Source organism: Acidaminococcus sp. HCP3S3_H5, assembly GCF_052122235.1.
Classification (GTDB): Bacteria; Bacillota; Negativicutes; order Acidaminococcales; family Acidaminococcaceae; genus Acidaminococcus.
The window spans coordinates 227,656-235,740 of sequence record NZ_JBQKCS010000006.1 but is presented as its reverse complement, the minus strand read 5'-3'; the positions used below and the strand labels follow the sequence as shown (position 1 = coordinate 235,740).

The following is an 8,085-nucleotide window of genomic DNA, read 5'->3' as shown; positions in this document are numbered from 1 at the left end:
GACCTGGACGGTTACGGGCCAAGCATGGCCGGGACGCCCGCTTTTGAACGGTGGGATCTGTGGAAGCTGAAAGACTATGACGGAGTATGGCGCAGCGGCGGGGCGGTGCTCAGGGGCAAAGGACTGTATTATCAGTGGGTGAAGCGGAAAAAGCCGTGAGTCTTTTTCCGGTCCGCGGGCAGCGGCTGTTGTCACGTCTCAGTAGGAGGCCAGATGCTGGCGCATCTGCAGGTTCATCATTTGTCGTTCATCGTGAATTGTTATGGAAGGAACCCGTGCCCAGGTTCCTTTGAAAGAAAACGCAGCTAACGCTGCTAACCCACCACCAGCCTGTCGGCTGGTCCCCCGCCCTTGTAAAGGGCGGATAGTGGGTACGCGGGCTTACGCCCTGGCACCCACGTAAAGCAATGGACCATCAGGCCGCACACCTATATCAAGCAATGGGGCAAAGCCCCAAGCGTATATCCGCCCTTTACAAGGGCGGGGGACCGTTGCGCTTGCGCAATGGTGGTGGGTTAGCAGCCCCCAAGGGCTGCGTTTCCCTTCAAAAGCATCTGCCCCCGGCAGATGGTCTCCTTCTGCGTGGGACAGAAGCGGCCCTGCCCCTTTTCGCCCCCGCCCCCTTACACCCTGTGATGCAACCCAATCCTTACAATCCAAAGGAGGAATGAAAATGGCAATCCAAAAGAACCTCACCGCAGTGACCCTGCAGCTGGAAATCAGCAACGGGGTGGACAAAAATGACCAGCCCAAATTCAAGAACATCAGCTACGAAAAGCTGTCCACCGATGCCACCCCTGAAAAACTGGCGGAAGTGGGCAAGGAATTCGGCGGGCTGATGGCAGAAGCTCCCAAGGGGATGTACATCGTGGAACGGCATACCCTGGAAGAAGTGGCGTAAAGGAGGTAGTGCACAATGGCAGATTCCAGAAAACTGGACCTGATTTTCAAGGACAGCGAAAAAGCGACCAAAAACATCCGCATCGTGAACCCCCGCTCTGACGTAGACCGGGAAATGGTGCTGCCGGTGATGAACAAAGTGGTGGAAAGCAAAGTCTTCCTCACCAAGAACGGCATTCCTGTGGAAACCATCCAGGGGGCCAAAGTGACCGACGTCAAGGATCTGCTCTCTGACGGAACTGACGAAGTCACCGAGGGCTAACCCATGGAGGATCTGTCCCTGCTGGCCGGCCAGGCTGCCCAGTACGGATTCCCCATGGTCATTTCCTGGTACCTGCTGGTACGCATGGAAGAGAAACTGGAGAACCTGACCCAGAGCATCGAACGGCTGCGCATGGCAGTGAAAATGGAATAGAGAAAAAGCGTGCTGCGGAAAATGCAGCACGCTTTTTTTGTCAGCGGTCAGCGGCCGTTGGAAACCAGATGCTGCCGCATCTGGTTTTGAATATATGGCCCCCTGGGCGGCCGGGACGGGCTCCCCTGCGGGGAGCCCCTACACCGTTGAATTCGGAGGACCAACGTAAAATCACAGAAACAAAGTTATCGAAGATTCCGTTTCTGTGACCATCGGCTTGAACATATGACAGCAACGGCGTAGGGGCGGGCCCCAGGCCCGCCCATCCCGGCCTCCGTTTTTTATACGTTCCCAGGAACCCGCCCGGCGGGTTCCCTCCTTCTGCTAGAGACTAGAGACCAGTGACTGTCAGCTCATGACCATCGGCCTCCGGCAGAAAGACCGTCAACCTCCGGCTGGACGGCAAAAGCATCCGTCTTGATGTATATGTGGAAGACGAAGAAGGCCGCGTGTACGACATCGAGATGCAGTGCACCAACTCCCCCAGAAATGATCTGGCCAAACGCAGCCGTTTCTACCAGAGTCTGATTGATGGGGAACTGCTGGATAAAGGCAAACCCTATGAAGAACTGAACCCGTCCCACGTAATCTTTATCTGCACGTTCGACCCGTTCCATCGGAATCTGCCAATTTACACATTTACCCATTGCTGTCAGGAAGATAACAGGGTAAAATTAAAAGATGAGGAAACCAGGATGTTCCTGAACAGTAAAGGCAGCGAAAATGCGGTTGATCCTGAGATTGCCGCTTTTCTCCGGTACGTGGATGGAAAAGCGGCAAAAGGGAAATTCGTGGAAAGCCTGGATCAGGAAGTCCATCTGGTAAAGAGTATGGATAAAGTGAGGCGAGAATATATGATTATTTTAAGTGGTGGATTCAAAAGACGCCAGAAAGAAAAAGACATACGGCAAGGTATGCGGCAAGGTATGCTACAAGGTATGCAGAAAGGCATACAGAAAGGCATACAAGAAGGCCGCCAGGAAGAACGGGAAGCCAACATTGTTGCCATGCTGAAAGAAAAGATCCCCATGGAGACCATTTCCCGGATCACCCATTACTCTCTGGACCAGATCCAGAAACTGGGAAAATTGCATGGATTGCTGTAGGTTAGAAAACGCTCAGGGCGTTTTCCTTCCCAATGATAAGGCCGCCGGACAATCCGGCGGCCTTTTGGTTCATCGTTGGTCGTTCGTCGTGAGTCGTTTCGGATGCCAGATGCTCACACATCTGCCTTTGAACATAAAAAAACGCAGGCCGGGATGGGCTTCCCTGCGGGCAGCCCCTACCACGTTGGGATCAGAGATGCAACGGAAATTCACAGAAACGAAGTTATCGAAGATTCCGTTTCTGTGACCATCGGCTTGAACATATGACAGCAACGGCGTAGGGGCGCGCCACAGGCACGCCCGTCCCGGCCTCCGTTTTTTATACGTTCCCAGGAACCCGCCCGGTGGGTTCCCTCCTGCCGCTAGAGACTAGAGACTAGTGACTGTCAGCTCATGATTATCTGCCCCCAGCAGATGGTCTCCTTCTGCGTGAGACAGAAAAGCAGCGGGCCGTTTCTGACTTCTCTTTCACTCCGCCCTGCCATCCCGAATAAATACATACCGGTCATCCCGGGACAGTTCCGGGCTCCAGACATAGCCGCTCCAGCAGAACCCTTTCATGTCTTCCGGCTTTGCCGCTCCTTTGCCTGCCAGATACCGGACCATTTCTCCCCGGGCCATTTTCACATAGGCCCCTTTCTGGACCACCTTGTCTCCTGCCCATTCTCCAAAGATTACCTGGATGAGCCGGTCTCCCGGCTGCAAATAAGCTTCGACTGCCCGGCTGTATTCTTTGGATGCCAGATTGATGATTACCCCGTCCTCATCCCGGCAGGCCCGGTACAGCCGGTCTCCCCAGAACTCATACAGGTTCCGGGACCCTTCCGGTGCCCCCTTGGCCTGCATTTCCAACCGGTAGGGGACCACCCCGTCAAAGGGCCGCAGCACTCCATAAAATCCTGAAAGGATCCGGACCCGTTCCCCCACCCAGTCCATCTGTCCGTCTTCGAACACAGCAGGCGCCATGTACTGGTACTGGATCCCTTCATAGGCCAGGATCGCCGGCGTAACCTCCCGGTCCAAATCCATCTGACGGAGCCGAGCATAATTTTCTTCTGCCAGGGCCGGACTGCAGGCCCACAGTTTCTGAAGCGCCTCAAAAGACAGGCCCCGGAGCCAGGTCAGCAGTTTTCGGGTTTTCTTCAAAAAAGAAGGCGGGGTGCAGGAGCACCCCGATTCCAGATCCACCTGCATTTTCTTGGCCGGGGAAATGATGATCCTCATTCCAGCGCCTCCAGCATCTGGGCGGGATTTTCTGCCGGTTTCACTTTTCCCATAGCTTTAACGATGATTCCCTGTTCATCGATCAGATAGGTGCTGCGCACCACGCCCATGGATACCTTTCCGTACAATTTCTTTTCCTTCCAGACGTCATAGGCCTGGAGCACGGTCTTTTCCGTATCAGAAAGCAGGGTAAAAGGCAGACCGTATTTGTCCTGGAATTTTTTGTGGGAAGCCACCGAATCCTTGCTGACCCCCAGTACCACAGCCCCCTTCTCCCGGAACTGAGGATACAGTTCTCCAAAGGCACAGGCCTGTTTGGTACAGCCGGGGGTATTATCCCGGGGATAAAAATACAGGACCACTTTCCGTCCCCGATAGTCGGACAAAGAATGCATGTCCCCATTTTGATCCGGAAGCGTAAAATCCGGTGCCGCCGTTCCAATTTCCAGCATGGCAAACCCCTCCTTGAAAACACTCAGTTTATTTGGAAGATATTATAACATAGAATGGATTGGAAAAGGCCGCCGGAAAATCCGGCGGCCTTTTGGTGCATCGTTGGTCGTTCGTCGTTGTGGATGGCAAATGCCGGGCATTTGCCGTTGAACGTATAGCCCTCTGGGCGGCCGGGACGGGCTCCCCTGCGGGGAGCCCCTACCACGTTGGAATCAGAGATGCAACGGAAATTCACAGAAACGAAGTTATCGAAGATTCCGTTTCTGTGACTGTTGTATCCAACATCCGACCCCAACGGCGTAGGGGCGCGCCAAAGGCACGCCCGTCCCGGCCTCCGTTTTTTATACGTTCCCAGGAACCCGCCCGGCGGGTTCCCTCCTTCTTTCTATCTCCCCCAATACCTTTTATACCACATTGCTGCCTGTTTCCATGACTGGGGAACACCCCTGCCTTCTTCGTACAGTCTGGCAATGGCATTGCAGGCGCTGGGACTGCCTCGTAACCAGGCTTTCCGATACCAGACCAGGGCCTGGGCAGGGTCTGCCTGGCCCAGGTATCCACTTTCCCAAAAGTATCCCATGATTTCACAAGCTCCGGGATGGCCCTGTCGGGCGGCTTTCTCATACCAGATTCCGGCCTGTTCCAGGTCATGGCAGCGCAGCCGGTATTCCTGGGCCAGGCGCACCTGGGCTTCTGCATGGCCCTTTGCAGCGGCTTTCTGATACCATGCCAGCCGTTTCTCCCGCCAGCTTTCATTTTTCTCTTCACTCACCAGCCGGAGAAAGGAACCCATGGCCAGCTGGGCCGCTGCAAAGCCCTGGGCAGCGGACTTCCCGAACCAAATCAGAGCTTCTTCATAGGATGGATCCACGCCTTCTCCATAGGCGTACATGATTCCCAGATAATACTGTGCCAGGAAGTCTCCTTCTGCTGCCCGGGCCCGGATTTTTTCTCTCTGCCGGACGAACACCCGGACGGATTCGCCCAGGCCGGGCAGGTCTTTCAATGCGCCAAAGGCCGGAGCCACCGGATCCCCGGCCCGGGAAGCCGCAGAAGCGTAAGACCGGGCCAGTCCCTCATCCAGAAAGAAGGTTCCATATCCTCCATCCAGGTACAGAGCCAGAAGAAAAAGAGCCCGGCCGCAGCCATCCCAGGCTTTCGCCTGGATTTGAGGATAAGCCTCCCCAGCTGGAAGATTCAAAAACAGTTGATCCAGTTCACAAGTTTCTTTCCCCAGCTGTTCCTTTGCATCTGCCCGCATTACTTTTTCCCCTGCTTTGCTCTCCATAGTCTGAACCTCCTGCGATGCCCAGCCCTCTGTCGGCCTACTGCTCTTCACTTAAAATCCCGTACGCTTTGCGGTATTTTTCCACCCGTTTCCGGTCCTTTTCCGTCACTTCCGGCAGCCGGGTCAGGTCCATATTGTTCCGCAGGTCCGCCTTTTTCACGGCAATGGCGTAGGGATTCCCGCTTTCTTTGATCTGCCGCACATAGTCCAGATAGGGCACCTTCTTGTCATGGGTCAGCAGGGCCACCGCATCTGCCACGGTTTTCCCAAACAGCTGTTCCAGGGTTCCCCGGTCCATGGCCGTATCTTCCAGGGTATCATGGAGCATCCCCACCAGGGCATATTCTTCTCCCAGGGGAAGCACCTGATCCGATACGAACTTCACATGATAAATGTAGTCTTTCCCGGCCCGGTCCTTTTGTCCGGCGTGGAATTTCTTTGCCACTTCATAGGCCAATACCAGTTTATCCATTTTCACCACTCCTTATTTACATTTGGATTTCCCATTCTCTCCAGGAACCGTACATCCCAGTCTTCATATTTTTCCATCAGCTCATGGACATGCTGGGCCATGATGATGGCAGGCACTCCGGTATTCACCGTGTACATGAATCGGAACCCCTGAAAGTGGAAGGGTTCCCCCAGGAGGCTGCTGTAAAACCGATCCAGCACCTGGGGTGTCAGTGGTCCCAGGGCTTTGCCCTTGTCTCCCTTTTGGGAAAATTCCCAGGCCTGGCCGTTTTCGTCGGCAAAAAGGGTTCCTTTCTGCCCAAACCGCCGGCTCATGGCAGGGCCCAGCCGTTCCAACACCGGCCGGTACAGTGCATTCATATGGACCAGTACCTGACAGCAGGGCTCCCGTCCGCCCCAGACCCATTCACAGCGAAAATCCACCAGACGCAGCCACCGCTTCAGGGCTTCCAGATTTTCGGGATCCACCCCCAGGAATACCCCACAGTGCCGCGTTCCGAACTGATCCAGCAATTGGCTCTCCATACTCCATTCCTCCTATAGAAATCTCTCTTTGGATCCTTGGTTCTCTGCTTTCTCTCTTCTTATTATAAGACATCCAATGGGGAAAAAAGGGGACAGATATTTTTTAACAATCAAAGGAAAGTGACCCATCCATGAGACAGCCCACAGAACTGCACATGGAGGCCAAATGCCTGGCCATTTGGCCTTGCATGGAAAAACCGGCGGCCGGGACGGGTTCCCCTGGGTGCAGCCCCTACAACCTTGGTATCAATCGATCCAAAAAAAATCCCAGAAACGGAATTGTCGAAAATTCCGTTTCTGGGATCATTTCATCCGACCCTGACGCCGTAGGGGCAGGCCACAGGCCCGCTCTTCACTCTTCACTCTGCACTCTTACTTGTTCCCAAAATGCTCCACCAGCAGGGTGATGGTTGCGGCGGTGCGGGGCAGTACGTCTTCGTTGAAATCAAAATCGCTCTGATGGTGGCCGGCGGCTTCTTTGGTGCCGTAGAGCATGTAGACGGCCTGGCCGCCGTGTTCCTGGACCCGGCTCATGAAGTAGCAGCAGTCTTCACTGCCGCTGACTTTCTGTTCCTTTACCACATGCTGGTACAGATTCTGGGATTTCACCAAATCATAGATTTCTTCTCCCATCTCCTTGGAGGAGTTGGAGGAAGTGGCGCTGCCCCGGGGGGTGATCTTTACGTCCACATCATAGAGCATGGCAGCGGCCCGGCACATCCGTCTGGCTTCTTTGGCCATGAAGTCGTTGATTTCGGCAGTTTCTCCCCGGGTCTCGAATTTGATCAGACCGTTGGCGGGCACCACGTTCCGGCCGGTGCCGGCTTCCAGGACCCCTACGTTGATCCGGGAAGAACCACCGCTGTGGCGGCTGATGGTGTGGAGGGAAATGGCAGCCTGGGCAGCGGCCAAAAGGGCATTCTTCCCTTTTTCCGGTTCGGCGCCTGCGTGGCTGGGCACCCCGGTGAATTCCGCATCCAGTTTGTCGGTGGCCAGGAACCCTTTGGTCATGCACACCAGGGATCCGTCGTTGTAATCCCCCAGGCCGATGTGGCCGCTGAGGAAGTAGTCCACATCATCCACAATGCCGCTCTGGACCATGCTCTTGGCCCCTACCACCCCTTCTTCCCCGGGCTGGAAGCAGATCTTCAGGGTACCGGCCATTTTGTCCTTATGAGCAGCCACCAGCCGGGCTACGGCCAGGCCAATGGTGGCATGGCCGTCATGGCCGCAGGCGTGCATGAGCCCGGGGTGTTTGGACTGGAACCCCAGGGCGCTGGGCCGGTGGCTGGGTGCCGGGTCCTCGGCCACGAACAGGGAGTCGATGTCGAACCGGAGAGCTACGGTTTTACCAGGTTTGGCAAAGTGCATGATCCCCACGCAGCCGGTCATGCCCCCTTTCATCCGGTCCACCAGCACCGGATTGGCCCCTTCCTTGATGGCCCGCTGGGCGCATTTTTTCAGGGTATCTTCGTCGGGCACCAGCATCCGGGCACTGTCGTCCAGCACGTCGGCGCCCATTTTCACTTCATATCCCAGTTTTTCCAGTTCTGTGGCGATGATGGACGTAGTGCGGAATTCAGTCCAGGCGGTTTCCGGATGGGCATGGAGATCCCGTCTCTGCTGGATCATTTCGTCTTTCATTGCCAAAGCTTCCTCATAATAGGTCATGGTTTTATCCTCCCTGAATATATTTGAACAGT

Annotated in this window: 9 protein-coding genes and 1 pseudogene; 4 read left to right on the top strand and 6 right to left on the bottom strand. The window is 55.3% G+C overall.

The window, feature by feature from the left end; translation table 11 throughout:
* The first annotated feature begins 673 nt into the window (after positions 1-673).
* The 4 genes and pseudogenes from ACTQY5_RS09145 to ACTQY5_RS09130 all read left to right on the top strand — a co-directional run.
* Entirely contained in the window at positions 674-901 is a 228-nt protein-coding gene (locus ACTQY5_RS09145) for a DUF1659 domain-containing protein (RefSeq protein ID WP_195839581.1), read from the top strand.
* Positions 902-916: 15 nt separating this feature from the next.
* Complete coding sequence (locus ACTQY5_RS09140; protein WP_154487234.1) at positions 917-1,162, top strand: DUF2922 domain-containing protein; 246 nt, start codon at positions 917-919, stop codon at positions 1,160-1,162.
* Between the two features lie 3 nt (positions 1,163-1,165).
* Positions 1,166-1,315, top strand: coding sequence for a YvrJ family protein (locus ACTQY5_RS09135; RefSeq protein ID WP_022486652.1), 150 nt, complete (start codon positions 1,166-1,168; stop codon positions 1,313-1,315).
* 389 nt (positions 1,316-1,704) lie between these two features.
* Positions 1,705-2,421, top strand: a pseudogene (locus ACTQY5_RS09130) (Rpn family recombination-promoting nuclease/putative transposase); the annotation flags it as partial.
* 468 nt (positions 2,422-2,889) lie between these two features.
* On the opposite strand, the gene yaaA reads toward ACTQY5_RS09130, so the two are convergent.
* The 6 genes from yaaA to ACTQY5_RS09100 form a co-directional block, all read right to left on the bottom strand.
* Positions 2,890-3,645 (bottom strand): peroxide stress protein YaaA, encoded by a 756-nt coding sequence (gene yaaA, locus ACTQY5_RS09125; protein ID WP_441369098.1) that lies wholly within the window; start codon positions 3,643-3,645, stop codon positions 2,890-2,892.
* Positions 3,642-4,097: a thioredoxin-dependent thiol peroxidase gene (bcp, locus tag ACTQY5_RS09120; protein ID WP_303224934.1), complete on the bottom strand. Its 456-nt coding sequence runs from the start codon at positions 4,095-4,097 to the stop codon at positions 3,642-3,644. Before bcp ends, yaaA begins: the two co-directional genes overlap by 4 nt.
* A gap of 386 nt (positions 4,098-4,483) precedes the next feature.
* Positions 4,484-5,386: a tetratricopeptide repeat protein gene (locus tag ACTQY5_RS09115; RefSeq protein WP_441369097.1), complete on the bottom strand. Its 903-nt coding sequence runs from the start codon at positions 5,384-5,386 to the stop codon at positions 4,484-4,486.
* Positions 5,387-5,423: 37 nt separating this feature from the next.
* Complete coding sequence (locus ACTQY5_RS09110) at positions 5,424-5,858, bottom strand: HD domain-containing protein (RefSeq protein ID WP_022486851.1); 435 nt, start codon at positions 5,856-5,858, stop codon at positions 5,424-5,426.
* A 2-nt stretch (positions 5,859-5,860) separates the two neighbouring features.
* Positions 5,861-6,382: a hypothetical protein gene (locus ACTQY5_RS09105; protein WP_022486850.1), complete on the bottom strand. Its 522-nt coding sequence runs from the start codon at positions 6,380-6,382 to the stop codon at positions 5,861-5,863.
* A 372-nt stretch (positions 6,383-6,754) separates the two neighbouring features.
* Positions 6,755-8,053: an amidohydrolase gene (locus tag ACTQY5_RS09100; protein ID WP_022486849.1), complete on the bottom strand. Its 1,299-nt coding sequence runs from the start codon at positions 8,051-8,053 to the stop codon at positions 6,755-6,757.
* Positions 8,054-8,085 lie beyond the last annotated feature (32 nt).

Excerpts from the sequence above, each read along its gene's own strand:
- ACTQY5_RS09145 (WP_195839581.1), top strand. The coding sequence starts at position 674 with ATGGCAATCCAAAAGAACCTCACCGCAGTGACCCTGCAGCTGGAAATC.
- ACTQY5_RS09135 (WP_022486652.1), top strand. The coding sequence starts at position 1,166 with ATGGAGGATCTGTCCCTGCTGGCCGGCCAGGCTGCCCAGTACGGATTC.
- bcp (WP_303224934.1), bottom strand. The coding sequence starts at position 4,097 with ATGCTGGAAATTGGAACGGCGGCACCGGATTTTACGCTTCCGGATCAA.
- ACTQY5_RS09110 (WP_022486851.1), bottom strand. The coding sequence starts at position 5,858 with ATGGATAAACTGGTATTGGCCTATGAAGTGGCAAAGAAATTCCACGCC.
- ACTQY5_RS09105 (WP_022486850.1), bottom strand. The coding sequence starts at position 6,382 with ATGGAGAGCCAATTGCTGGATCAGTTCGGAACGCGGCACTGTGGGGTA.
- yaaA (WP_441369098.1), bottom strand. The coding sequence starts at position 3,645 with ATGAGGATCATCATTTCCCCGGCCAAGAAAATGCAGGTGGATCTGGAA.
- ACTQY5_RS09115 (WP_441369097.1), bottom strand. The coding sequence starts at position 5,386 with ATGGAGAGCAAAGCAGGGGAAAAAGTAATGCGGGCAGATGCAAAGGAA.
- ACTQY5_RS09140 (WP_154487234.1), top strand. The coding sequence starts at position 917 with ATGGCAGATTCCAGAAAACTGGACCTGATTTTCAAGGACAGCGAAAAA.
- ACTQY5_RS09100 (WP_022486849.1), bottom strand. The coding sequence starts at position 8,053 with ATGACCTATTATGAGGAAGCTTTGGCAATGAAAGACGAAATGATCCAG.